Source organism: Ningiella ruwaisensis (assembly GCF_004798935.1).
GTDB classification, from domain to species: Bacteria; Pseudomonadota; Gammaproteobacteria; order Enterobacterales; family Alteromonadaceae; genus Glaciecola; species Glaciecola ruwaisensis.
This window is the reverse complement of the sequence record NZ_RAHT01000003.1, coordinates 208,221-233,099: the sequence shown is the minus strand read 5'-3', so window position 1 is coordinate 233,099 and position 24,879 is coordinate 208,221. Positions and strand designations below refer to the sequence as shown.

Here is a 24,879-nt window from a genome sequence, read left to right as displayed (position 1 = left end):
CCTTATTTACGCATAATCTAGGCATAATCTACGCATAAGTATCGATAATCGTGCCAATCATTGTGTCAGTACGCTTGATGACCTCAGCTGAGGCTTGTGCTTGTATTGAAGCACTTTGCAAGGCTAGCGCATTTGCCGTCAAATCGACATTCTTATGGTTTGATTGCGCGAGATTTGAGGCTGCAGATTGCATTCGAGCGGAGGCATCTTGATACCCCTTGAGGCCAGACTGAAATGCGTCTGACATATTGCCTTGTGCCAAGTATGTAGATTGTGCGCCTGCGTCGATAATCATAATCCCCTCTCACCCTCTGATGACTGTGCTAATTTGAACATTACCGAAGCAAATTTCGAGGACAGTCATTAAAACGTTTTCTCACATGAGTTATCGGCCGACGTTTTCTTATCTTTAGCATTATTTGTTCAATTTAACTATTTGCTTCTCATGCTTAATTTGAAAAGCGCTTTAAATCTTGTGCAAAAAGGCGAGTAGCGGGGTTTTTAATTCTTGAATATGATTTATGAAAGGGGCATGCGACGCTTTTTCGATAATGATTTGCTCGCTCTCTTTTTGCAGTGTTTTTATATGATCAGCTGTTTTTGCTGGTGTGAGAGCATCGTTGCGACCAAATATCCAAAGCGTTGGCTGCTTAATGCGCTTTAATTTCGCTCTTAAGTCAGTGTTTTCAAGCAAATGTAAGCCTTCCTTCAAGGTTTGTTCCGTAGCAAGGGGCTTTGTATGAATGATATCAAGCATTTGTTTTATTTTTGTCTTAGCATCCACTTGCCCCATATTTTGGATCGCGATAAAGCGAGCGATGGTTTTGCTGTGATCTTTTGATAACTGCTGGCCAAATTGCCTCAACACTTCACCCTGAATGCCCGGCCACTGATGCGCCTGAACGAATTTGGGTGTTGAACATAAATTGACGAGTCCGACCATCTTTTTGGAACCTGATATGGCCAATTGTTGCGCAATCAAACCGCTCATCGACCAGGCGAGCACCACACAATGCTGCGGAAGGGCGTCCTCCACACGCTCTGCTAATAAGCCCAAATCAGTATAACAACACGGCTGATCAATCAAGTCGCCGTATCCGGGTAAATCCAAAGCGTGTATTACAAAGCGCTGAGAAACACCCCCTGAGACCGCTAGTGTTTGCCTTAATGATTCAATAAACGGTTGAAAAACCGCACTATTCATTCCCCAACCATGCAAAAACACCAAATTAATGGGCTGACGGGCGTTTTCTGTCATCGTTATCACTGCGGTTCAAGTTGACTGTCCTTCATGTGTTTTGATTTCCGTGTTTTTTGGGGCGCTAAGCAAATTGAATGATATAAACATCTGTTAGAAAAAATTTAATCCATACTTTTAATCTATACTTTTAATCCATACTTAGGAGCAGGCGAATTCTTCCATAAATTGGCCTAGTATCGATAGCAGGAGCTTATAAGAAAGTGTAGCGAAAATATATGATTTGTTTCTCGAATGTACGAGATGCTTTAGACAACTATTTTCAATCGTGGAGAGTTCATAAGCATTGCTATATTTGTAAGCAGTCAAGTTCGCAACTGGTCTGTCGCTATTGTATTGAAGATTGCGCGTTGCCTCATTTCGCCAGTCCCGGCATGAATGTGCTCGACCAACCTGCTTATGCTGATTACCTGATAGCGCCTTATTATCAACAATTATTTGTTTTAGGAGAATATCGAGAACTATTACAGAAGTTAATAAGCCAGTTAAAATTTGCCAACAAACCGCTTGTCGCTGAGGTGCTTGCCATTTTTTTTATGCGATTCGTATTTGCTCGAATATCGCTGTTTGAGGATATCCCCGATACCATTGTGCCGGTCCCCTTATCAAACCGACGTTACGCAAAACGCGGGTACAATCAAGCGAGATTGTTAAGTCGCTCATTATCCAGAATGAGCAAAATCAGACATTTTGATGCGCTTAAACGAATTAAAAACACAAAGAAACAGACTGAGCTAGGCAGAGAAGAGCGGTTGAATAACACGCTTGACGCGTTTGCGCTTTGCAGACCCATATCCTGCAAACATATTGTTTTAGTGGATGATGTGATTACAACCGGCGCAACCATAAACGAAGCCTGTAAAGCGATTGTTAAGGTATACCCGGATGTACATATATCGGTATGGGCGATGGCAATAGCACCATCTCCGAAAAGATAAATGTATAGTAATAGTAAACAAAAAGCGCCGAACTTGGTCGGCGCTTACTAGCATTTTAAAAACGCATCTGATAAAAATTAAAGCAGAGGTGACATAAATATAGCATTAGACATAAGTTTGTTCGTTCCGTCCCAATATCCTCTGAAGTGAATATTATCAACGAAAGCAATCACCTGACCTTTACCGTTCGGATTGACAACCACTGCTGCAGAGTTAGCAATGAGTGCTTCCATCTGATCTGAGGCGTAGCCTGCGGCAAGCGGTTTCTCGACGTAATTCGCCACCTCAGTAAAGGGATTATTAGTTGCTTCGAGCACCATATTGCTTGTTTTAAAAAATGGTAAACTTGCATTCTCAAATCCGAAAAACAGCGGATGGCTCAGGTCAACATTTGCCGTAAATACTGCTCCAGCCACGCGTTTTTGAGACGCTAAGTCCATTCTATCTTTATATTGCAAACCCTCTGTTGAAAATTCCGCGTCAATTGCATCATCGGCCAGGACCTTGTTTTCCAACCAGCCATTTTTTGCAAACCAGCTAACAGCGCTTTTTTGTCCTATTAATATACCGCCATTTTTAACCCAATTTGAAAGACTGTCCACGGCTTTTTTGTCAACGTCGTTATAACGACCGCTTGCAAATATAATATGCGAATACCGCGACAACTCTGTTCTGTCTAGATCGCTCAAATCAATCAGAGTGGCAGGAATGCCTACTCGCGTGTCCAAGTAATGCCAAATTTCTCCCACTTCATATTGTGAAGTACCTTTGCCACCTACCAACAATACGTTTACTGAATTGACCGGCGCAAACTGGCGACTGCCAAAATCAATTCCACTTGGCGTCAGTCCAGAAGCAATGCTATGCACCTTAATATCAAACCCTTTTTGCGCAGTTTCTAGCAGTGAAATGAGCTTATCCGTTTGATTCAAACCAACAGGGATCATGACACTTCCCGCAGCAAAACTCAGGGTCTTGTTTGCCTGTTGTTGACTGTCCTCATTTGTCATTTGATTAGACGAAAGCGTTTTAGCGCTGAAGCTATCTCCAGCAATGCGAACTTTTATGTCATTTTCCAGTAGATACTGCAACATTGCAGGTGCATCTGAGCTATGCCACTCAAAGAGATACGCGTATGCATTGGGCACAAGTTGACTGTCCTTATACGACTGCTTTTGTGACTTGGCGTCTGACCATGACTGATCATTGGTTTTTATTTTACGACGTTGCGACTGACTCACAGCCGTGTATTCAAGATTAAAGGCTTTGGCGATATTCCAGTTTGACACATCGTAAAAGGTGTTATCGACAAAGCGTTTGCGCTCACTGAACAAAGAACGAATAAGACGGTATTGTGCCTGGTCAAGCGAGATATAAATCGCTTCACCTGCTGAGTATTGTCTGTCCTCAAAATCGGCATCGCTCGAAAGCACGCGATATTCGATTTGATGTTGCGTTAAAATGGATAACATCCGCGCAAATCGAGCCTCATCTTTAGGCGCTTTAACAACAAAACCATGCGTATCGTCATCATCAATCAACGACTGCGTCTCGCGATAGAATTGGCGCTGATATGCCGCTATCGCGGCTTTATTTGCCATTGCGCCTTTAAACGTCGATAGCGAAGTCGTTACCTGATTTTGAATGGTACGAGGAAACTCAAGCAAACCATTGATGGATTCCTGGGCATGTCCTCGACTACTTGCCTGCTCAAACAAAATGCCGATGCTGCCATGAGCATCAGGATACGTTGAGCCTTTGCCATAGTAAAAATCATCAAATGCTTCTTCGGTAAAATAAAGCTCTTTGTTCGCATCTAAAGCGGCTGCGTGAAACTCACCTAAGGAATTAGTAAGCGTCACGTTTGTTTCAGGGGTCCATGGATTTTTGCGCGAGGGAATACCTGGCTGGAAAAAGAAGGTACTGTCTGTCCCCATTTCATGAAAGTCCGTTAGAATGTGAGGACGCCACGCGTGAAATTGTTCGATTCGCGCCCGCGATTCTGGGTGAGTCAGCAATAGCCAGTCTCGGTTCAAGTCAAACCAATAGTGGTTTGTTCTGCCTGATGGCCAGTGTTCACGGTGTTCGCGATGGGCAGGATCGGCGACTACGTTGTAGCCTTTATGCATATTTGCCCATTGTGCAAAGCGAGCCAGCCCGTCAGGATTGAGAGATGGGTCCAGCAGTACGATATTGTTTGCTAAAAGCTGTTTAACTTCATCGCTTTGTGAAGCCGCCAAGTGGTAGGCAATCAGCAAAGATGCGTTACTGCCTGAGGGCTCATTTCCATGCACGCTATACCCCATATAAATGACCAGAGGATCTTCGGTGCTTGCAGCTTCTCCACTTTTTAAGCGTGCAATATGGTTCTGTCTCAGGCTTTCAATATTTGAGTGATTGCTTGGGTCAGTTATTGTTAAAAGCAAAAGAGGTCTTTGCTCGTGCGTGTAGCCTGTGACTTTCAACGAAACGCGATCAGACGCTGCATCGAGTGCATACATGTAATTGACTAACTGATCGTGACGAACATGCCATGTACCCACAGGATAACCCAAAATATCCTCTGGTTTGGGGATGCTTGGGTCATAATTTTGGTTTGCTGGCAAATACGCTAAGTCGTCTTCTACAGCAAAAGCCACAAAGCTCGCACTGCTGGTGATGCTGATGAGCATCACCATAAATAAAGACACAGAGCACTTTAATTTGTGCATTATTTTAAGATAGGGTTTATCGGGAGTAATACGTAATCTAGACATGCTTCGCCCTTTTATTATTAAAATGAGGGGTTGAAAGCAGCATGAGCAAGGCCTGTTGCTTATCAATCTGCTGACATTAGTGTGGCTCATAATAGCCAAAAAGTATAATACTACGCCACTTATTCTTAATTAGATGAAAAATGATGAATACTTGAGTGTTTTACTCGGGTAATCTTTGTTATCATAAGCACATTATGAATTCGGAGGTCGTCATGATTAGTATTTCTGAACCGGCGCAGCAGCACTTCGTAAAGCTGCTGTCGCAACAAACTGAAGGCACCAACATAAGGGTGTTCGTTGTCAATCCTGGTACATCAAAAGCAGAGTGTGGTGTGTCTTACTGCCCACCAGAAGCGGTTGAAGAAAGCGATATTCGCTTGGAATTTAATGGATTTGATGCCGTTGTGGATGCCGAAAGTGCGCCATTTTTAGAAGAAGCGGAAATTGACTTTGTTACCGATCAAATGGGCTCGCAATTAACGCTTAAAGCACCCAACGCTAAAGCGCGCAAAATCGCAGATGATGCCCCTTTAATTGATCGTATTAATTATGTAATTGAATCTGAGATCAATCCACAGCTTGCAAACCATGGTGGGCACGTTGTGTTAACAGAAGTCACTGAAGACGGTAATGCTATTTTGCAATTTGGCGGCGGCTGTAATGGTTGCTCAATGGTTGATGTTACCCTGAAAGACGGCATTGAAAAGCAATTGCTTGAGTTATTCGCCGGTGAGATAAAAGGCGTTAAAGACGCCACAGAACACCAAGCTGGTGAACACAGCTACTATTAACGTTTGCACTTTACACGTTTCATCATGTTCAAAGACGCGCTAATCCAAGCGCGTTTTTTTGTGGTTATTAATTGTATTTGGGCGCAAGTACGCGCACAAAATGCCACGCTAGTCCAAAACCGCGGAAAGCTAAAAATGAAAACATCGCAAGCCAAATTGCCTGATTTTCCAAATTGGTCGTGCTTTCAAGCAAATAGTACACGGGCAAAAAGCCGAAAAAAGTACTGATGAGCATGTTATTACGCATCGTTTTTCCTTGCGTTAATCCCACGTAAACCCCATCAAATAAGAAGCACCAATGCGCAATCAAAGGTAATAAAATAATAATCCAAGTATATGCCTGCATAGCATCGAGCAAAACTGCCTGGTCACTCAATAAACGTATGATGGCGCTACCGAAAACAAAAAAGATCACGCTGTAAATAATTGCAACGAGTGTGGAATACAAAATACCCAGTTGAACTTGTTTTACGACTGCATTTTCATTTGGGTGGGTTTGCATAGGAAAAATTGAATGTACTTTGTCAGTCTTTTCACCGGCCTTTTCTCCCGCTTTTTCGCCAACCAAGGCCTCTACCGCATTGGCAATGCCGTCTAAACCTAGTGCAATAAGCGCGAAAAACTGCATGAGTATTGCATTAATGGCCGCAGCTTGTGCCCCATATTGCGCGCCTTTTAAGGTCACAAAAGCCAGTGTAAATTGCAGCGCCAAGTTACGAATGAGAATATTTGAGTTAAGCGATAAAAGCGGTTTAAGACCGGTAAAATTTAGCCAAACGCGCCTCAAATAAAGCCTTACTAGCGCCTTGTTTATGTAAACAAGAGAAACCAAAAGCAGCGAGTACTCTGCCAAAACGGTGCCCGCGGCAACGCCTTGCACACCCCAGTCAAATACATAAACGAAGATTAAACTTGCAATGATATTCAATACATTGACAAAAACTTGCAACAAAAGAATCAGTCGCCCTTGCTGTTGACCGATTAACCAGCCGACAATCGCAAGATTGATTAGGGCTGCAGGTGCTCCCCATACTCTTACGTAAAAATACGCCTCGCTAGCCTGTTCGACAGCAATTTGAGCTTTTGCAAACCAGAGTCCCGCCTGCAAAACGGGGCTTTGAAAGAGCAAAATCAAGCATGCAAGCACAAAAGCAAGATAAACACCTTGCATTAATACACGAAGCCGCTCATCGTCAGATTTAGATTTACTTTGAGCACTAAGCCCAGTTAGCGACATTTTCAAAAAACCACAAATCCAGTACAGCTGCGTTAATATCAGACTAGCGATGGCAGCACCGGCCAGGTAGTGAATACCATCCATTCGGCCGAGAATAGCCGTATCCACCAAACCTAATATTGGCGTGGTAATGTTGGCAAGAATAAGTGGAAAAGCAATGCTTAAAAGCGCTCTATGCGCTTGAGGCTTGGCGAGTAGAATCATCTTTAATCCATTAAATACGAAAAGCGGGCTTTAAGTGCCTTTACAAACCTTTGCTCTTTTTTTTGTGCATCCATCATAAACAAACTTTCGTAAATTGATATACTCAGTAATAAAATTTAATGAAAACGCGAACATCAAACATGACCCTGAATAATGCATTTAAAACTGCGCAACTTTTTATTTTGTGCATACTCGCTGTTTTCAGCGAGTCTGCCTTTACGACAGAAGCGCTTCAAAATGACAGTCAACAAAGCGAAAAGCAAAGCACGCACTCACCTCAAGTTGCGATTTTGCAATACCATCATGTAGACAAAAGCACGCCGGAGGTAACATCTGTTTCTCCCGAGACCTTTGAAAAGCACATGAAATACATTAGTGAACATCATACCGTTGTGCCTTTAAAAGATGCTATTGAAGCCATTAGATCAAATACCAGCCTGCCAGATAAGGCTATCGCCATTACCTTTGATGACGGTTTTAAAAACATTTACGAAAATGCACACCCGGTACTCAAACGCTATAACTTTCCCTACACCATTTTTATCAATCCCGAAAATATCAGTCGCTCACCTTCAGAGCTGAGTTGGGAGCAAATAGAAGAGATGGAAGACATTGCTGATTTTGCTAACCACACAATGGATCATATTCATTTATTAGAGAAAAAGGCAGGCGAATCAGAATCACAGTGGTTAGAGCGGGTTATGGCTAATATTAATCAGGCAGAGTCAATCCTGAGTAAAAAACTAGGATACAGCCTTAAATATTTGGCTTATCCATTCGGAGAGTTTAACCAAAGCCTTCAGAATGCATTGACAAAAGAGGGCTATGTCAGTTTTGGTCAGCAATCTGGCGTAGTCAGCCAGCACAGTGACTTTAGCGCGCTACCGCGGTTTCCAGCATCAGGCTCTTATGCAAACCTGGATACGCTTAGTGTAAAGATGCGCGCTTTATCTATGCCGGTGCAAGCCTTCAGTCCCGCAAGTAATCAGCAAGCTTTAAACAAAGAAATAAGCGAATTCACCTTACAATTAAAAGAACATTCAGATGATGTAAACGTTGCGCAGCTTGCCTGCTTCTTTAAAGGTGAGCGTATCGAGGCCAAATTTGAGGGAAAGGTAGCAAAAATAGAAGTTGATCATCGCTTTAGTCCTGGCAGGATAAGAATTAACTGTACCGCACCAAGTAAGCAATCATCTGGACGCTTTTACTGGTACTCGATGCCTTATTTTACGCCCACCAAAGAAGGTAAATATTTAGACTGAACGCTGCATACGAACAAAAACTTGTTGCGTGGGTGTAAACTTTTTCTCCTTAAGAGAGATGAAATTCCATTTTTGGTAAAAGCTGATGGCAGCCTCATTGCTCGTTTCTACGTCTAACACTAAACGAGTTTTGCCAAGATGCTTGGCCTCTCTAAGCGCAAAAGCCAGTAACTTGCTTGCTATGTCCTTACCTTGGTATTGCGCTGTTACTGATAAGTGACCAATACAAAGTTCATGTTCTAATGGCGGTAAAAACAAGGCTTCGAGCAAGCGATTAGCGTGAATAATGTGAGCGAGCTGCTGGCTATTTAGAAAATTTGTCAGGCTTTGCAAGGTTGCTTGCTGAAATTCTTTGGGCATTTTACTGTGCCACAGGCTCATACAGGCGACAACCAAGCTTGAATCACTCTCTTGTGTTTTGCCTGCAGGGGCATCAGTTGCAACAACATGCCGCTGCGCACTATATTGTCCGTCCTTCGCGGCACAAGCTTTCGCTAAAAAATCGAGCGCTTCGGTTTTAGCGCCAAACACGTAAGCAAGTAAAGTTTCAGCAGAAGATAATATCAGTGGAGCCAAGTGAGGAGCATCTTCAGGGCGCCCCTTTCGAAGCTCAATAAACATTATTCGTGCCGTGCATTGACCCTAAGCTCCTGCTTAAGAAGACGAACTTAGCAATATCGGCATATCGGCTAGCACTTGGTCAACATCGCTTATAGCCAGTTCTCCAGGCGTATGCTGAGGCTTGAATCGACCAATGATATTGCCTTGAGGATTAATTACGACAATTGACGCACTGTGATCCACTAAATAGTTTGGGTCATCAGTAGAGTCAGAGATCGAATACATCATTCCCATACTTCTCACCAGCGGAAAAATCTCTTTGTGCTCGCCTGTTGAGGCCACAAAGTCATCATTAAAATAGCTGACATATTCCGCTAATCGTTCTACGGTATCGCGCTGAGGATCTACCGATAAAAACCAGACTTGCAGTGGTGTCTTGCTAACATGAGACTGCAACTGAGGGTAAACACTGTTGATTTCAGCAAGCGTTACCGGACAAATATCCGGACAAAACGTATAGCCCACAAAAGCAAGCGTCCACTTTCCTTGCAGATCTGCCTTAGACATATCGCTGCCATCGTGTTTGGTAAGATTAAAATCGCTCAACGCACGCGCTTGTGGATACCAGCTCAGGTATTGAGTTTGTTCAGATAAGGGTTTGTCCTGCGCCTCAAAGTCTGGCGGAGCAATCACCAAAGCGCCATAAATACCCACCAGCAAGGCAACAAAAGCAATAATTCCAACCCATTTGTTCGACATAGTTTCCTCTTATGCGCAAGCTTTCATTAACTTCAACAGCGTTTGGCTTTATCTTTTATCACAAGCTCTTAAGCTAAATGTAGTGATCCACCAATAAGACAACAAATAATAGCATTAAGTGCAAAATAGAAAACTTAAATGTATCCATTGCCGTGGTCTCACTTGGTTTGAACTTTAACTTTAAAGCCATAAACATGAAGTAAGCATTCAGTAAACTGGAGCCGACTAAATAGAGAGGACCACTCATTCCCGTTAAATAAGGCAAGAGGCAGATTGCGCACAGTAAAAGCGTATACAAAACCACGCAGGTTTTAGTAAATTCAACGCCATGCGTGTTGGGTAGCATCGGTATTTTTGCTTTTGCGTAGTCTTTTTCTCTATGAATAGCCAGTGCCCAGAAGTGAGGGGGAGTCCAGGTAAAAATAATCAGTACGAGTAAAAGACCGTATGCATGAATTTCGCCCGTGACAGCGGTCCATCCCAGTAAGGGCGGAGCAGCCCCCGCCAAGCCACCTATAACGATATTCTGGGGCGTGGCGCGCTTTAAATACATGGTATAGATAACTGCATAACCCACTAAACTGGCCAAGGTTAGCCAAGCCGTTAGCATATTTACAAATGCGGCTAACAACACAAATCCCACTACGCCTAGAGTCGCGGCAAACAGCAGCGCTCGCTTAGGTGACACTTTACCTCTGGCAACCGGTCGATTAAAGGTCCGAGCCATTATGCTGTCGATTCTATGATCAACCACATGATTAATTACTGCCGCAGCACTTGAGAGAAGTCCAATGCCTAACATGCCGGCAGTCAGAACGACAGGATCTACCCAAGTAGGCGTAGCCAGACACATACCCACAAGTGCAGTAAGCAGTAAAAGCATCACCACTCTTGGCTTTGTGAGTTCATAATAGTCGCGCCATGACGCAGATGAACTTAATTTGGCGCTGGCGCTCAGAGATTGTCTCATCTACTTATCCTCTCGTATCTAATGTGTAATTAGCCATTCACTTGGCAAAAATCTGTTAATATAAACTATTTATTGGGTAGCTCTATGCAAACCCATTTAATGCTTTCTGTACATGGTGTAGGTAAGTAAAACCATACTTAACAATAAACAGGCTGCAACAGCGTTATGCATGGTTGCAACGGTTAAGGGAAGCATAAAGACCACATTGCTAATGCCTAAAGCAACCTGAACAGTGAGCACAAAAAGCATGATGGTGGTTAGCCGCTTCATTAAGGCTGAGCTTGATTGCCTGAAGATAGTAAAGGCTAACCAACAAAGATAGGCGATTGTAATGATGGCTCCAAATCTATGCAGCACATGCATCGTCACACGCTCTTCATTGCTGTGTACACCAAATTCATAATTCTCAGCGGCAGGTACACTAAAAGCGCCTGCAAAATCTAATTTGCCGACCCAGTCACCCTCGCATATCGGTAATTCAGTACACACCAGTGAAGCGTAATTCGCTGAGGTCCAGCCTCCCAATGCGATTTGCCAAACGAGTATGACAATACCTATCACACCAAACTTTGCCAAGTTACGCATGGCAGGGTCGCCGTTGGGTATCCGATAGGGCGTCATTCGCAAATACAAAATGAACAAGCCCGACAACACTGAAAATCCGCCGAGCAAATGCGCCATAACAACCACCGGCAGTAAATTTAGTGTTACCGTCCACATGCCAAGCATTCCCTGAAATATCACAAGCAGCAGTAGCAATATGGGTAATTTAAAGGGGGCAATTTGTCCTTTGTTTTTATTAATAATGGCTGAAAAAGCAATCAGTAAAATGATAAAGCCTAAAGCAGCTGCAAAATAACGATGAATCATTTCATTCCACGCTTTTTCAGCTTCTACAGGTCGCTCTGGAAACGCCTGATTGGCCGCTTCAATATGATGCGCTTGCTGAGGCACTAACACATGACCGTAGCAACCTGGCCAGTCCGGACAACCTAAACCTGCATCTGTTAAGCGCGTATATGCTCCAAGTACAATGACAAAAAGAGCTAAAAAAATACTTATCAGCACCAGCTTTTTCATTTTTATTATTCTTCCTCTGGCTTAACCTATGCGCGATAACTTCAAAAGTTTCTTCATATCTGCAAGCATATCCCGGCTATCCATAATGGCCTGCTGTTCATCTGCAGTGTTAGGGTAACGAAGCACCACGTTGTTCAACGTATCGGCAATAAAAATAGCACTAACGCCCACATCTTTAAACACTTTATTTACACTTTCTTTTTCTTTCTGTAACACTTGCGTGGCACTTATTTCCGCTATTTTTTCCAATGCTTTTTGATCGCTATCTTGTGTAGCTATGAATACGGCATTTACTCTGTCCATCTCACGACCTACAGCAGTCTTTACCTGATTAATGCTTAAGATGGCGTTTTCGCAGGCCTTGTCACAGGTTTCAGGAACAACATACAAAAAATGCCATTTTCGCTGTGCCTCACTTAGCAGGATCTCGGCATTTAATGGAGGCTCAAGCAATTCTCCCCTATTTGTAGAGGCTTTATTAAACCAATCGTACTCAAGCGCAAATTTTGCAAGCACAACCGGCACAATAAAGACGATAATGAGCAGGATAAAACTAATCTTATTTTTATTGCTTGATGCCATATAATTCTAGCGCCTCTGCATGGATTTCATGATAGTAAGTAAAAAAACAGTCAGCCCGGCAACACCTAAGCCAAACCATTGTATTGCATAGCCTAAATGGCGTTCGGGGGGCATGTTCACCACTTCCCATTGACGAAGAAATGGCGTACTTTCATTTGCATTTAGTCGCAAAGTAAAGGGCAAAACGTCTTCGCCAAGGTGTTGTTCAATTTCTGCTATATCGATTTGTTGCAATACAACGGGAAAGCGCCCATAATTGGAATTGGTTTCAGATACCATTATGTTATCTTGCGGTACATAAACAAGCCCCAAATGCTCGCTTGTGTTCGGCAGGATGATTTCTGGCAAACGGCTTCTATCTCCTGTGCCTGGCACCCAGCCCAAGTTGATCAACACTACGCCATAATCAGACCTTAGCGTTGAAAGCACCTCATATCCGGCAACGCCATTTTTAAGCTTGTTATCAATAAAAAAAGTCTGATTTGAAAGTTCACCCGTAAGCATAAGCGGAAAGTCCACAAATTTTTCGGGGTTATCAATTAGGTCTTCAAGGCGAAGAGGGTTGCTCTCCTGCCTTTGTGATATTTGCTCAAGCCTGGCTTCTTTTTCGCTTTTGCGATCCAGTTGCCAAAAGCCAAGCAAAAACATAATGACAATACAGCTGATAGCCAGTACTGTGGCAATTAATGTTAGCGTGTTCTTACTGCGAACCACTGTAAAACCTTTAAGGAGCGTGCCAGATGCTGGCAGTCAAAATTACAATTGCAGGATTACTCATATTCATGATCTTCAATTTATATAAAGCCATGCGAGTCATGTTGAAAGGCGAAAGCCAAGAGCCGATGAGCAAATTTATTGGGCGCCGGGTTTTGGCATCCGTGGTGATAGTGCTGCTCATGTTAATTGCTATTGCCACCGGAATCATTACACCAAACCCTCGCCCTTATTAATATCGTTCAGTGGTTTACAGGATATAAACGAAGAAGAAAAGCATAACCCACACCACATCGACAAAGTGCCAGTACCATGCGCCCGCCTGAAAAGCAAAATGCTCTTTTGGAGTAAAGTGACCCTTCAGCACCCTGAAAAACAATACAATCAAAATTACGGTGCCCAGTGTGACATGAAGCCCATGAAATCCGGTAAGTAAAAAGAAAGTGTTGCCATAAATGCCAGATTGTAAGGTTAAACCAAGATCACGATAGGCATGAACATACTCATAGCCCTGCAAGCCCAGAAAAATACAGCCAAGCAAAATCGTTAAACCAAGCATCCAGGTTAACTGCTTGCGTTTATTCTCTTCAAGCCCCACATGGGCGTAATGTAACGTTACTGATGACACAAGTAATATAATAGTGTTGTAGAGAGGAAGACCTAACCATCCCATCGCTTGGGTTTCTGTGCCACCCGGCGTTGAAACAAGGGGCCACATTGCTTCAAATCCCGGCCATAACACTTCATTGGTCATCGCATTATTTGAAGCCCCTCCTAACCACGGTACCGCAATGACGCGCGCATAAAAAAGCGCGCCAAAGAACGCTGCGAAAAACATGACTTCAGAAAATATAAACCACGCCATACCCTGGCGATACGAACGCCCTAATTGTGCGCTATACAGCCCGCTCATTGATTCATCAATCTGATTTTTAAACCAACCAACCACCATGACCAAGAGTGTGATCAAACCAGCAATCAGAACATACGCACCGTAGCCAGATTTGTCCTTACTGACTTCAACCACATAATTTCCAGCGCCCACTGCAATTAAAAATAAGGCAATGGCGCCGACTATCGGCCATACGCTTTGTTCGGGAACGTAATATTTTTCGTATTGTTGTGGTGCATCTTGAGCCATGTTTATCTCCAAAGGCTTGTGTTCAATTCGCGCTTAATTATTTGCATTTATGATATTTGGCGCGTTAGACATTGCTACAACTTCGCTGGCATCGGCGTTTGCAGTGATGTCATAGAGTGTGTATTGCAAGGTAAAAAACGAAATGTTGTCAGGCAACTGCGGATCAATATAAAACGTCATCGGCATTACTGCTTCGTCGCCCGCTTTTAAAGGTTGATGTTTAAAACAAAAGCATTCTGTTTTGTTCACATACAAAGCAGCGGTACCTGGCGTAACAGAGGGAATTGCCTGCGCAATTATGTCTCTGCTCGCCGGATTTTTTACGTAAAAACTGACTTGAGCCATCTCACCGGGATTCACTTCGACGCGTTTTGTTTGCGCTTCAAACTCCCAGGGCATACCTGTATTTGTGCGCGTAATGAAATCAACGGTAATGGTCCGACTGGTATCCACATCAATAGGAACATATACGGCCGCTTCATCATTCGTTTTGCCATTGATACCTGTTATTTCGCAAAATACTTCGTACAAAGGCACGAGTGCAAAACCGAAACCAAACATGCCCACTACTACAAAAAGTAGCTTTGCAACCGTTTTGCCGTGTTTAGGCTCAGAGGCACTGCTTTTTGGCTGTCCCTCTATTGCCTTGCTTGTTTGCTCTTCGGTTTGCATTTGCTTATCTGACATTTCTCAGTGACCTAAATCAGTCTGTTTCTACTTAACCGTCGGCGGTGTATCAAAGGTGTGATATGGCGCAGGTGAAGGAATTTCCCATTCGAGCCCTTCAGCCCCTTCCCATACTTGAGAAGACACTTTCTCACCTTTTTTCCGACAGGCTTTAATCACCAGAGCCAGGAAGATAAGCTGCGATAGACCAAAGGCAAAGCCGCCTACACTGATCCATTTGTTAAAATCAGCAAACTGCAGCGCGTAGTCAGGGATACGGCGAGGCATACCCGCTAAACCAACAAAATGCATTGGGAAGAACAAAACGTTTACTGAAATTAGCGAACACCAGAAGTGCCATTTAGCCAGCGTAATATCAAACATACGTCCGGTCCATTTTGGCAACCAGTAATAAACGGCCGCCATGATGGAGAACACTGCTCCCGTCACCAATACATAGTGGAAGTGTGCAACAACGAAGTAGGTATCATGATACTGAAAGTCAACTGGCGTGATAGCGAGCATTAACCCAGACAAACCGCCTATGGTAAATAAAATAATAAAGGCGATGGCGAACAGCATCGGAATTTCAAATGAAATACTGCCTCGCCACATAGTGGCAACCCAGTTAAAGACCTTCACGCCGGTCGGCACTGCGATGATCATGGTTGCAATCATAAAGAACATTTCTGCAAAGACAGGCATGCCCGTGGTGAACATGTGGTGAGCCCATACAATAAACGAAAGTAAGGCGATTGAGGCTGTGGCATAAACCATTGAAGCATAGCCGAACAGTTTTTTACGCGAGAACGTAGGGACAATTTGAGAAATGATCCCGAAGGCCGGCAAAATCATAATGTACACTTCTGGGTGACCAAAGAACCAAAAAATATGCTGAAACAAGACCGGATCGCCACCACCGGCAGCATCAAAGAAACTGGTACCAAAATATTTGTCAGTTAACACCATGGTGACAACGCCTGCTAAAACTGGCATGACTGCGATAAGTAAAAAGGCAGTGATTAGCCAGGTCCAAACGAACAAGGGCATTTTCATATAGGTCATGCCTGGTGCACGCATATTGAAGATGGTGACAATCACATTGATTGCGCCCATGATGGAGCTGATCCCCATAATATGCACCGAAAACACGAAGAGCGCTGTACTGTCTCCGCTGTAGGTTGTCGAAAGGGGCGCATAAAAGGTCCATCCAAACGCAGGCCCACCGCCTTCTACAAATAGCGAAGACAATAGAATTAAGAACGCGAAAGGCAATATCCAGAAACTCCAGTTATTCATTCGCGGAAGTGCCATATCAGGCGCACCAATCATCATTGGGATAAGCCAGTTGGCCAAGCCTGTGAATGCCGGCATTACCGCGCCAAATACCATGATCAGACCATGAACGGTCGTCATCTGGTTAAAGAAATTTGGTTCAACAATCTGTAAACCTGGCTGGAACAACTCGGCACGAATGACCATCGCCATTGCGCCGCCTACCAAAAACATGATGAAGGCAAACCATAAATACAGCGTACCTATATCTTTATGGTTAGTGGTGAGCACCCAACGCATCAAGCCCTTTGGAATATGGTGATGATGGTCGTCATGACTGTCGTGCCCATGCGAATCTGGATTGGTATTTACTGTATCAGTCGCTGTTGACATGTGCTTTCTCCTACTCGCCATTCATTACGGCATTGATATCTTTGGCTTGCACCATATCGCCTGTGTTGTTACCCCACGCATTACGCTGATAGGTAATCACGGCTGCAATTTCAGACATTGTGAGCTGTTTGGCAAAGCTTTGCATTGCAGTACCCGCTTTACCGTAAACAATAATATCGATATGTGGATTGAGGTCATCGCCTGTGGCAATCGCAGAGCCTTTTATAGCAGGAAAGACGCCCGCTAATCCCTCTCCATTTGGCATGTGACAAGCGGCGCAAACTGAGTCATAGACTTGTTTACCTGTTGTCATTAGCTCTTCCATAGACATATTCATAGCTAACAAACGCTGCTCTTCTTCACGGGCACGCTGTGCGATGGCTTCTTGCTCAACAATCCACGCCTCATATTCTTCTGGCTCCATCGCAATAACAACAACGGGCATGAAGCCGTGATCTTTTCCGCACAGCTCTGCGCATTGACCACGATAAACACCCGGTTCATTTACATTTGTCCACGCTTCATTTATAAACCCCGGATTAGCATCTTTTTTGACGGCAAAGTCGGGTACCCACCAGGAATGGATCACATCATCTGACGTAATGAGAAAACGCACTTTTTTGCCGGTTGGAATCACGAGAGGACGATCAACTTCTAATAGATAATTCTCGCTTTTCGTGAATTTGTTACGAATTTGCTCAGGTTGCGTTGCAAGCGTTGAGAAAAATTCAACGTCATTATCCATGTATTTATAGTGCCACTTCCATTGAGAGCCTGTGACAAGGACTGTTAGATCTGGCTTGCTTACATCTTCCATATCAAGAAGGGTACTTGCTGCTGGAACCGCCATCGCAATAAGAATTAAAAATGGTACAACTGTCCATGCTATCTCCACTTTTACATTTTCATGGAAATTAGCGGGTTTTGCGCCTGCCGATTTGCGATGCTTAATCATGGCATAGAACATAACCCCAAACACAATGACGGCAATTGCAACACAAATCCAGAACATCATCATATGCAAGCCAAACACTTGCTGACTGATGTCTGTCACCCCTGGTCGAAGATTTATATTGGACCGCTCACTGGCAGATTGCGCAAGAGACATTATCGGGGTACTTAATAACAAAGCACCGAAAGCTGTTTGCAAGAACTTCACACTTTAACTCCCAAAATCGTGGTTCTGTGTATACTCTTTTGTTTTAATAATTAGATATTTCGTTAAAGAATATAACACCATGTGTTACTAGTTTGTGAATAACTGTGTAATGATTAATCAAACAAAGACTGGCGTCTAGTGTTTTTATATAAAAACTGATTAATTAATTCGAATTTTATTTTAGTTTGCTGATTTTTTAATCATTTTAAAGATTTTAAAGTAAAATTTTTAATCCTTTTTGTGAATTTATTGTTACAGGCGATTTTTTTAAACCGAGCGACGACGCTTCGGACGCAAAATAATCAGACACTGCACAAGCAGGTGCTAATTAAACCGCTACCAAACAACAATACTGCTATCGTTTTCAAAGATAAGAATACAAAAGACTGGAAAAAGGATAACGGATGGTAGGGCTTATAAAGCGCGTGTCGCTTAAAGAGGATCAGGGATAAGCTTGCGTTATCCCAATGGATAAAAATGAGAGAAGTAAGCGCTTAATTTAAAGATACGCTATCTCGAATAACGCCAACTGCCAAGCCTTCTATCTCAAAAAATTGAGAACGTAAATCGACTTCAATGGGTGCAAACTCTTCGTTTTCAGCGTGGAGTATAACGGTAGGGCCTTTCTTTTCGAAACGCTTAACTGTAACGTCTTCGTCAATTCTTGCTACCACAACCTGTCCATTTCTGACATTGTTTGTTTTATGCACCGCAAGCAAATCTCCGTCCATTATACCAATGTCTTTCATACTCATGCCGTTAACCCGAAGCAAGAAGTCGGCACCCGGGTGAAACATGGCAGGATCGACTTTGTAATGCGCTTCCACATGTTCTTGTGCAAGTATGGGTTCGCCCGCCGCAACCTTACCAATTAAAGGGATGCCATCTTCCAATTCATCTTCAAGCGGGATATTTAATTTAATGCCGCGAGATGTGCCAGGCAAAATCTCAATCACGTTTTTCTTGGCAAGCGCCTTTAAATGCTCTTCAGCCGCGTTTGCCGATTTAAACCCAAGCTGCCTTGCAATCTCAGCACGAGTGGGCGGCATACCTGTTTCAATCATGGTTGCTTTGATAAGGTTTAATACTTCTTCTTGTCGAGGTGTTAGTGGACGCATAACCAGCCTGTTTTTCTATACAGTTATGCTTGAGTATATCGCCTTAATTTAAAAGCGCAACTGTATTTTACTTTGCGTTCAACTGCTTAAAGCACGATAATATGCTTTGATTTCAGATTTAGGAGCAGTCATGCAGTTTATTCGTTCTGCCTTTCGATTCATCATGTCAAAAGCGGTGGGTTGGTTGGTATCGGTAAAAAGTGTACCGGCCAATATCGAAAAAGAACTGGGCATTGACCGTAGCAAACCTATTATTTATTTGTTGCAGACAGAATCATTCACCGACCAGGTGGCGCTTGAAAAATCAACTAAAGCGCTCAGTCTTCCTGATCCGTTTGAAGACATCATCATTGAGGGAACACCCCGCAAACGGCGCTATTTTTTAGATGAGCCGCAAGGACTTTTATCACGCAAAGTTAAAAAAACCGCCATTGAAGATATTTTTACCGAGTATTTTCAACTTCACAGACAGCACAAAGAACTTGATTTACAGGTAGTGCCCGTGTTTATTTCATGGGGTCGCTCTGCGGGTAAAGAAAAAAGTGGCTTTGCCCAATTGATGGCCATCAAAGCCTCTCCTAACTGGCTTCGAAAGTTTTTTATCGTGCTGTTTTTTGGAAGAGACAATTTTGTTAGCTATTCACCAGCAGTATCCACTCGACAAATGGCGCAGCTTCATGGCTCCGATAAGCAAATTGCCCAAAAGCTCGTGCGTGTTGCCAGAACGCACTTTCAGCGCAAACGTCAAACCTTAAGTGGTCCAACGCTTTTAGAAAGACAAACCCTTTATAATTCAATTTTGGGGGCAGAAAGCGTAAAAGCTCAGATGCACGAAGAGGCTGAAGACAAAAACATAAGTGTCGAAGAGGCAAAAAAGCGCGCGGTGGAGTATATCGACGAAATCGCGGCAGATTATCGTGAAGGCTTAATTCGTCTGGGTGATCGGGTACTTACGCGCATTTGGAATAAAATCTATGATGGAATCGATGTCGGGCATGCCAAGCGCGTCCGCGAACTTGCGCGTAATGGCCATGAAATTATTTATGTACCATGCCACCGAAGCCACATGGATTATTTACTGTTAACCTACGTAATATATCACGAGGGCCTGGTGACGCCGCACATTGCTGCAGGTATAAACTTAAATTTCTGGCCAGCGGGCGGTATCTTCCGGCGCTGTGGCGCTTTTTTCTTACGCCGCAGCTTTGCGGGAAACAAACTTTATACCGCCGTATTTCGTGAGTATCTGGAGCTTCTGTTTAATAAGGGCTATTCGGTGAAATATTTTCCCGAGGGCGGTCGCAGCCGTACGGGTCGCCTGCTGCCCCCTAAAACCGGTATGCTGGCGATGACACTACAGGCCATTACAAAAGGCGTAAACCGTCCTGTTTCTGTTGTGCCCGTTTATATTGGTTACGAGCATGTCATGGAAGTAAAAAGCTACATGAAAGAGCTCAAAGGCAAATCTAAAAAGAAAGAGTCGCCAACGCAGGTGTTCTCCGCCATCAGAAAATTAAAAAATTACGGCCATGGCTTTGTTAACTTTGGTGAGCCTATCCAACTGAATCAATTTTTAGACGAATCTGTTTCTGACTGGCGTGATTCACTGCCTGAGGATGATCGAAAACCGAAGTGGCTAACACCTGTTGTCAACAAGTTAGCTGATAGCATTATGAGGCGCATCAACCGAGCGGCTGCGCTCAACGGCACAGCCTTGGTTGCGCTTTGTTTGCTTTCATCTAAAACGCAAATTATGAGCAAAAAAGAATTGGTTCGCTCAATTGATGATTATCTGAAAATGTTTAAGCAGGTTGCATATAGCGAAGATGCGACTCTCCCTCATGAAGAAGCTGCTGCGCTTGTAGATCGAACGCTTGCTTTAAATCGTTTTGAACAAAGTGAAGATAAATATGGCAGTATGGTTTCTCCTAAAAATGACAATGCCGTACTGCTTACTTTTTATCGTAATAATATTTTGCACATGTTCTCGCTACCGTCTCTGATCATGACAGCCGTATTTGCACACAAACAATTAAAAAAATCTGACGTGCTTGCCTTGGTTGATACTCTTTTTCCTTTACTTAAGCGCGAGTTCTTTATGCATCAAAGCATTGATGCTGCTCGCGACTATGTCGACGGATTAATTACCTACTTTATCGATTGCGGGATGCTGCTTCAAAGCGGTGAATACATTCAAGCGCCCGATGCAAAAGAGGATACCTTTCATAGCGCGTGGTTATTGAGCCGAGCGATGCAGGAAACCTGGCAACGATATGCAATCGTGTTAAATGTACTTGAACGCGAAAAGTCTATCGGTCGTGCTCAATTGGAAAAACAAAGCCAAGTGATAGCAGAGCGATTGTCTGCACTTTTTGGTATGCACTCACCCGAATTTTACGATAAAAATGTTTTGGCTAGCTTTGTAAACGCCCTTCGTGAAAACAAACATGTCCAAAGCATGGATAATGGCGAACTTTCTTTTTCTCAAAGCAGCTTGGCACTTAAAGACGCGATCATGCCACTGGTTTGGCCTGAAATTATTCAGCATTTAGCGCAAATTGAAGATGCGCGTTAAGTCATGTTTGACACAATAGACTATCTGAAAATTTCTGAGCGCCGCATTGGCATTTTATCGATGTCTGAAAAAACCTGCTCAAAGTCGATATCATCGTAGTAATGCTTGGTGCCGCCATCCAGGCCAATCAAGGCAAGCTTGTGATCATTTAGGCCTTGCTTAAGTTCAAGCATCGACAGCCTGATTTCGTGTTGCTTTGTTGAGGCGTGTGTCTGTTCTGTAAACGGCTCAAACAGTATAAGCGCGTCGTTATTATGGACAGGAGTATCATGGACAGGGGTATCATGCATAGGGGTATCATGCACAAGGGCCAGCAGCAATCGCCTTTCGCTTAAGTCTTGTTGGATGTCTTTTATCCTGCTCTTTAATCCACCTAGCTCGCTCTGTGAATCAACATCGATTATTAAAACTCTGGCCTTATACCGCAAATCGTTTAAGCTTATTATTTCTTCTTGCTCAGTGACGTTGGCAAGTGACACCTTAGAAAGCGTTATAAGCAAACTGAAGATAATTAACGCAATACTTACCAATAGTGAAAAACGCTTCGCACAGAAAATTTGATTGAGCCTCCATGCACCGTTTTTCGTAAGTCTCATAGTTTTGCCTTAAATAGTTATTTATGAACATGAAATTTTATCTGTATACGAAATTGTTGGTCATATCGCTTTTTTTATTGGCGATGTCTTTTTTTAGTGTTGCGCAAAGTAACGGCTTTCGCATTTCCGACACGGGTGAAGGACCGCATATTCAAGTTGCGCTTATGAGCGAACAAAACGCACTTGTTCCCGGACGTCCCCAGCTAATTGGCGTATATTTACAGCCCGACCCACAGTGGCATACCTATTGGCGCAATCCAGGAGACTCCGGAGAAGCGCCATCTATTGAACTAAGTAGTACGGCCAAGATTAGCTTTGGCGATATCCAATGGCCAATTCCAAAGGCAATCCCTGTCGCTCACCTCGTAAACTACGGATATGAAGCCGACAATCTTTTGATGATAGAAGTCTTCGTTCCACAAGATATTGTGCCAGACGGCACTTTGACAGAAAGTGCTGAAGATAATCTTGTAACGATCAACGGCGATCTGAGCTGGCTGGTCTGTAAAGAAGACTGCATTCCAGGCGACGCACAACTTTCTATCACTTTGCCAATTGCGTCTGAAAGTCGTCCGAGCGCTTATGCCGCTTTATTTGAAGATACAAAAAGCTTGCTACCTGACTCATACACAAATCCTGAACCAGCTGATGTAAATGCAAAATTTGAAATTAACGATACGCACATTGTTTTAGAAGTTGAAAAAAGTCAGAGTTTAGGTGAATTAAATTTAAGCAAACTCACACTTTTTCCTTTCAGAAGCGATGTGATCAAGCATGCCGCGGAACAGCGCTTGATTGAAAGTGATGATGCCTGGCAATTTATTATACCCAAGTCGCCTTACTTTAATGGGGAAGCAGAAAACCTGGCCTGGCTATTATCGGACGGGCAAAAAGGCATCTACTTTGATGCGAGCATAAATTCTACGCTTGTATCAAATGACATGAGTGCTGCGTACTCTGCCGATAGAAATCTCGATAAGCCGTCTATCGATGCCCCATCTTTACTTATATATGCACTAATGGCCTTTGCTGGCGGATTAATTTTAAACCTTATGCCCTGCGTTTTGCCGGTGTTATCGATAAAAGCGATATCCTTGACCCGCACTGCGCCAAGTTTTTTTCATAAAAGCGCTTACTTTTTTGGCGTGCTTGCCTGTTTCAATGCATTTGCACTCATTATCATTATTCTACAATCCACCGGCGAACAAATTGGCTGGGGATTTCATATGCAATCTCCCCTCGTTGTCACCTTGCTTGCCTTTCTATTTACTTTCATAGGGCTCGTGCTACTGGATGTTATTCAAGTCGGCAACCGCATGTCCAATATTGGCAACAGCCTTGTTAGTGGTGAACGGGCGAGTGCCCACTTTGCCACAGGCGTACTTGCAGTAATTGTTGCATCTCCTTGCACCGCGCCATTTATGGCAGCAGCGCTGGGTATCGCGCTAATCAGCGAGCCATACGTGACCTTTATCTTATTTAACGCATTGGCAATAGGGTTTGCGCTTCCAATCACGCTTTTATTTATATCTTCTCGCATGAGTGCATTGTTGCCTAAACCCGGCGCCTGGATGACAACTTTTAAGCATGTTCTGGCTTTTCCTATGTTCGCAAGCGTCGCGTGGTTAGCATGGGTATATGTTGGGCAAAAAGGTGCTCCAGCCCAGTTTTTACTGCTTATCAGTCTACTGATCTTTAGCTTATTTATATGGTTAAGTGGTCATGCAAAGGGCCAAGGTGCTCGCTTTACTTTTAATATACTTGCACTTTTAAGCATTATATTACCAATAAGTGCCTCATCGCTTATGGTTAATACAAATGAATATGCGAGCACTTCAGATAGTCAAAGCGTCGCGAAAAACCATGTCGATTATAGCGAAGAAAAATTAAATGCACTTAAAGCCTCGCAACAGGTGGTATTTGTCAATATGACAGCCGATTGGTGCATTACCTGTAAAGTGAATGAGCAAGTTGCCCTGTCAAGCGAGCAGGTACAGTCTCTTTTAAAAGAAGAAGATGTGCATTATGTGATTGGTGACTGGACAAATAAAAACCAGGAAATTTTAAGGTATTTAAAGCAATACAAACGAGCGGGTGTACCACTATATGTGGTCTATTCCGGTACGCAAAACGTAAATGTCTTACCGCAAATCTTAACACCAGATTTGGTAAGTAAGGCCATTATTAACGCTAAAGAGGAACTTAAAAATGATTAAAGGTTTTATGACTAGCCTTGTATTGTTGTTAGCCAGTATGAGTGCACTTGCCTCCATTACAATTGGAGAGCCTGCGCCTACGTTTACTCTACAAAATACCAAAGGAGAAAATGTCGCACTGGAGGACTTTAAAGGCCAATATGTAGTTTTGGAGTGGACAAATCATCAGTGCCCATATGTTGTCAAGCATTACGACAGTGACAACATGCAATCACTGCAACGCAAATATACTGAACAAGACGTAGTTTGGTTGTCGATTATCTCTTCTGCGCCCGGTAAACAGGGCTATGTGGATGCACAGACCGCCGATTCCTTGAGCGAATCGCGTAACGCTGTGCCCAGTCATGTCTTATTTGATCCTGAGGGAAGCGTTGGCAAGCAGTACGATGCGCAAACCACACCTCATATGTACATTATTGATCCACAAGGCATGCTGCAATATGCAGGCGGTATAGACAGCATTAAATCAACTAAACAGTCGGATATTGCTAAAGCGACCAATTACGTCGACGAAGCAATGACTGCATTGCTGGCCGGAGAAGCAGTTAAAAATACGCTAACGCCGCCTTATGGATGTTCAATTAAATATAAAAGTTAAGGTCTGGTAAGCTGTTTCTAAGCCTTTGCT

Annotated in this window: 23 protein-coding genes; 7 read left to right on the top strand and 16 right to left on the bottom strand. The window is 43.4% G+C overall.

The window, feature by feature from the left end:
- Nucleotides 1–28: 28 nt before the first annotated feature.
- Nucleotides 29–295: a hypothetical protein gene (locus D6V41_RS07380; protein ID WP_136250847.1), complete on the bottom strand. Its 267-nt coding sequence runs from the start codon at nt 293–295 to the stop codon at nt 29–31.
- A 171-nt stretch (nt 296–466) separates the two neighbouring features.
- The gene (gene bioH / locus D6V41_RS07375) at nt 467–1,258 is read right to left on the bottom strand and encodes a pimeloyl-ACP methyl ester esterase BioH (protein ID WP_136250846.1); all 792 of its coding nucleotides are present in this window, start codon (nt 1,256–1,258) and stop codon (nt 467–469) included.
- Nucleotides 1,259–1,608: 350 nt separating this feature from the next.
- Here bioH and D6V41_RS07370 point away from each other — a divergent pair, with 350 nt between their 5' ends.
- Entirely contained in the window at nt 1,609–2,196 is a 588-nt protein-coding gene (locus D6V41_RS07370) for a ComF family protein (RefSeq protein ID WP_136250845.1), read from the top strand.
- A 77-nt stretch (nt 2,197–2,273) separates the two neighbouring features.
- Here D6V41_RS07370 and D6V41_RS07365 read toward each other — a convergent pair whose 3' ends face one another.
- On the bottom strand, nt 2,274–4,952 hold the full coding sequence (locus D6V41_RS07365) for a M14 metallopeptidase family protein (RefSeq protein ID WP_241664458.1): 2,679 nt from the start codon (nt 4,950–4,952) through the stop codon (nt 2,274–2,276).
- Nucleotides 4,953–5,164: 212 nt separating this feature from the next.
- Here D6V41_RS07365 and nfuA point away from each other — a divergent pair, with 212 nt between their 5' ends.
- Nucleotides 5,165–5,743, top strand: coding sequence for a Fe-S biogenesis protein NfuA (gene nfuA, locus D6V41_RS07360; RefSeq protein ID WP_136250844.1), 579 nt, complete (start codon nt 5,165–5,167; stop codon nt 5,741–5,743).
- A gap of 67 nt (nt 5,744–5,810) precedes the next feature.
- On the opposite strand, the gene D6V41_RS07355 is transcribed toward nfuA, so the two are convergent.
- Entirely contained in the window at nt 5,811–7,184 is a 1,374-nt protein-coding gene (locus tag D6V41_RS07355) for an MATE family efflux transporter (protein WP_136250843.1), read from the bottom strand.
- 119 nt (nt 7,185–7,303) lie between these two features.
- Between D6V41_RS07355 and D6V41_RS07350 the strand changes: the two genes are divergently transcribed.
- Nucleotides 7,304–8,446, top strand: coding sequence for a polysaccharide deacetylase family protein (locus tag D6V41_RS07350; RefSeq protein WP_136250842.1), 1,143 nt, complete (start codon nt 7,304–7,306; stop codon nt 8,444–8,446).
- Here the strand turns inward: D6V41_RS07350 and D6V41_RS07345 are convergent.
- From D6V41_RS07345 to D6V41_RS07320, 6 genes are all read right to left on the bottom strand, one after another.
- On the bottom strand, nt 8,438–9,067 hold the full coding sequence (locus D6V41_RS07345) for a GNAT family N-acetyltransferase (RefSeq protein WP_136250841.1): 630 nt from the start codon (nt 9,065–9,067) through the stop codon (nt 8,438–8,440). The two genes, D6V41_RS07350 and D6V41_RS07345, sit on opposite strands and share 9 nt — an antisense overlap.
- 33 nt (nt 9,068–9,100) lie before the next feature.
- A complete protein-coding gene (locus D6V41_RS07340) occupies nt 9,101–9,766 on the bottom strand; it encodes an SCO family protein (protein WP_136250840.1) in 666 nt (221 codons plus the stop codon).
- Nucleotides 9,767–9,839: 73 nt separating this feature from the next.
- Complete coding sequence (gene cyoE, locus D6V41_RS07335) at nt 9,840–10,736, bottom strand: heme o synthase (protein WP_136250839.1); 897 nt, start codon at nt 10,734–10,736, stop codon at nt 9,840–9,842.
- A gap of 96 nt (nt 10,737–10,832) precedes the next feature.
- Nucleotides 10,833–11,816, bottom strand: a complete 984-nt coding sequence (locus D6V41_RS07330; protein ID WP_136250838.1) for a COX15/CtaA family protein — start codon at nt 11,814–11,816, stop codon at nt 10,833–10,835.
- A 21-nt stretch (nt 11,817–11,837) separates the two neighbouring features.
- Complete coding sequence (locus tag D6V41_RS07325) at nt 11,838–12,398, bottom strand: hypothetical protein (protein ID WP_136250837.1); 561 nt, start codon at nt 12,396–12,398, stop codon at nt 11,838–11,840.
- Between the two features lie 6 nt (nt 12,399–12,404).
- Nucleotides 12,405–13,112 (bottom strand): SURF1 family protein, encoded by a 708-nt coding sequence (locus D6V41_RS07320; RefSeq protein WP_136250836.1) that lies wholly within the window; start codon nt 13,110–13,112, stop codon nt 12,405–12,407.
- A 26-nt stretch (nt 13,113–13,138) separates the two neighbouring features.
- Between D6V41_RS07320 and D6V41_RS07315 the strand changes: the two genes are divergently transcribed.
- A complete protein-coding gene (locus D6V41_RS07315) occupies nt 13,139–13,348 on the top strand; it encodes a DUF2909 domain-containing protein (protein WP_421907689.1) in 210 nt (69 codons plus the stop codon).
- A 14-nt stretch (nt 13,349–13,362) separates the two neighbouring features.
- Here D6V41_RS07315 and D6V41_RS07310 read toward each other — a convergent pair whose 3' ends face one another.
- The 5 genes from D6V41_RS07310 to lexA form a co-directional block, all read right to left on the bottom strand.
- Nucleotides 13,363–14,253: a cytochrome c oxidase subunit 3 gene (locus D6V41_RS07310; RefSeq protein WP_136250835.1), complete on the bottom strand. Its 891-nt coding sequence runs from the start codon at nt 14,251–14,253 to the stop codon at nt 13,363–13,365.
- 33 nt (nt 14,254–14,286) lie between these two features.
- On the bottom strand, nt 14,287–14,940 hold the full coding sequence (locus tag D6V41_RS07305) for a cytochrome c oxidase assembly protein (protein ID WP_168710983.1): 654 nt from the start codon (nt 14,938–14,940) through the stop codon (nt 14,287–14,289).
- Between the two features lie 27 nt (nt 14,941–14,967).
- Complete coding sequence (gene ctaD, locus D6V41_RS07300; protein ID WP_136250834.1) at nt 14,968–16,587, bottom strand: cytochrome c oxidase subunit I; 1,620 nt, start codon at nt 16,585–16,587, stop codon at nt 14,968–14,970.
- 10 nt (nt 16,588–16,597) lie between these two features.
- The gene (gene coxB / locus D6V41_RS07295) at nt 16,598–17,695 is read right to left on the bottom strand and encodes a cytochrome c oxidase subunit II (RefSeq protein ID WP_136251159.1); all 1,098 of its coding nucleotides are present in this window, start codon (nt 17,693–17,695) and stop codon (nt 16,598–16,600) included.
- Between the two features lie 545 nt (nt 17,696–18,240).
- Nucleotides 18,241–18,864: a transcriptional repressor LexA gene (gene lexA, locus D6V41_RS07290; protein WP_136250833.1), complete on the bottom strand. Its 624-nt coding sequence runs from the start codon at nt 18,862–18,864 to the stop codon at nt 18,241–18,243.
- 130 nt (nt 18,865–18,994) lie between these two features.
- Here lexA and plsB point away from each other — a divergent pair, with 130 nt between their 5' ends.
- Complete coding sequence (gene plsB / locus D6V41_RS07285) at nt 18,995–21,439, top strand: glycerol-3-phosphate 1-O-acyltransferase PlsB (RefSeq protein ID WP_136250832.1); 2,445 nt, start codon at nt 18,995–18,997, stop codon at nt 21,437–21,439.
- A gap of 20 nt (nt 21,440–21,459) precedes the next feature.
- On the opposite strand, the gene D6V41_RS07280 is transcribed toward plsB, so the two are convergent.
- Nucleotides 21,460–22,035 (bottom strand): DUF4174 domain-containing protein, encoded by a 576-nt coding sequence (locus D6V41_RS07280; RefSeq protein WP_136250831.1) that lies wholly within the window; start codon nt 22,033–22,035, stop codon nt 21,460–21,462.
- A 23-nt stretch (nt 22,036–22,058) separates the two neighbouring features.
- Here D6V41_RS07280 and D6V41_RS07275 point away from each other — a divergent pair, with 23 nt between their 5' ends.
- Together D6V41_RS07275 and D6V41_RS07270 are read left to right on the top strand one after the other, a co-directional pair.
- Nucleotides 22,059–24,251, top strand: coding sequence for a protein-disulfide reductase DsbD family protein (locus tag D6V41_RS07275; RefSeq protein WP_136250830.1), 2,193 nt, complete (start codon nt 22,059–22,061; stop codon nt 24,249–24,251).
- On the top strand, nt 24,244–24,849 hold the full coding sequence (locus tag D6V41_RS07270; protein WP_206663244.1) for a redoxin domain-containing protein: 606 nt from the start codon (nt 24,244–24,246) through the stop codon (nt 24,847–24,849). Before D6V41_RS07275 ends, D6V41_RS07270 begins: the two co-directional genes overlap by 8 nt.
- Nucleotides 24,850–24,879 lie beyond the last annotated feature (30 nt).

Coding starts and splice junctions, on each gene's coding strand:
- D6V41_RS07380 (WP_136250847.1), bottom strand. CDS start 295: ATGATTATCGACGCAGGCGCACAATCTACATACTTGGCACAAGGCAAT.
- nfuA (WP_136250844.1), top strand. CDS start 5,165: ATGATTAGTATTTCTGAACCGGCGCAGCAGCACTTCGTAAAGCTGCTG.
- coxB (WP_136251159.1), bottom strand. CDS start 17,695: ATGTCTCTTGCGCAATCTGCCAGTGAGCGGTCCAATATAAATCTTCGA.
- D6V41_RS07350 (WP_136250842.1), top strand. CDS start 7,304: ATGAAAACGCGAACATCAAACATGACCCTGAATAATGCATTTAAAACT.
- D6V41_RS07315 (WP_421907689.1), top strand. CDS start 13,139: ATGCTGGCAGTCAAAATTACAATTGCAGGATTACTCATATTCATGATC.
- plsB (WP_136250832.1), top strand. CDS start 18,995: ATGCAGTTTATTCGTTCTGCCTTTCGATTCATCATGTCAAAAGCGGTG.
- D6V41_RS07340 (WP_136250840.1), bottom strand. CDS start 9,766: ATGTCGAACAAATGGGTTGGAATTATTGCTTTTGTTGCCTTGCTGGTG.
- bioH (WP_136250846.1), bottom strand. CDS start 1,258: ATGACAGAAAACGCCCGTCAGCCCATTAATTTGGTGTTTTTGCATGGT.
- D6V41_RS07325 (WP_136250837.1), bottom strand. CDS start 12,398: ATGGCATCAAGCAATAAAAATAAGATTAGTTTTATCCTGCTCATTATC.
- cyoE (WP_136250839.1), bottom strand. CDS start 10,736: ATGAGACAATCTCTGAGCGCCAGCGCCAAATTAAGTTCATCTGCGTCA.
- D6V41_RS07355 (WP_136250843.1), bottom strand. CDS start 7,184: ATGATTCTACTCGCCAAGCCTCAAGCGCATAGAGCGCTTTTAAGCATT.
- D6V41_RS07275 (WP_136250830.1), top strand. CDS start 22,059: ATGAACATGAAATTTTATCTGTATACGAAATTGTTGGTCATATCGCTT.
- D6V41_RS07330 (WP_136250838.1), bottom strand. CDS start 11,816: ATGAAAAAGCTGGTGCTGATAAGTATTTTTTTAGCTCTTTTTGTCATT.
- D6V41_RS07310 (WP_136250835.1), bottom strand. CDS start 14,253: ATGGCTCAAGATGCACCACAACAATACGAAAAATATTACGTTCCCGAA.
- D6V41_RS07345 (WP_136250841.1), bottom strand. CDS start 9,067: ATGTTTATTGAGCTTCGAAAGGGGCGCCCTGAAGATGCTCCTCACTTG.
- D6V41_RS07305 (WP_168710983.1), bottom strand. CDS start 14,940: ATGTCAGATAAGCAAATGCAAACCGAAGAGCAAACAAGCAAGGCAATA.
- D6V41_RS07270 (WP_206663244.1), top strand. CDS start 24,244: ATGATTAAAGGTTTTATGACTAGCCTTGTATTGTTGTTAGCCAGTATG.
- D6V41_RS07280 (WP_136250831.1), bottom strand. CDS start 22,035: ATGAGACTTACGAAAAACGGTGCATGGAGGCTCAATCAAATTTTCTGT.
- ctaD (WP_136250834.1), bottom strand. CDS start 16,587: ATGTCAACAGCGACTGATACAGTAAATACCAATCCAGATTCGCATGGG.
- D6V41_RS07365 (WP_241664458.1), bottom strand. CDS start 4,952: ATGTCTAGATTACGTATTACTCCCGATAAACCCTATCTTAAAATAATG.
- lexA (WP_136250833.1), bottom strand. CDS start 18,864: ATGCGTCCACTAACACCTCGACAAGAAGAAGTATTAAACCTTATCAAA.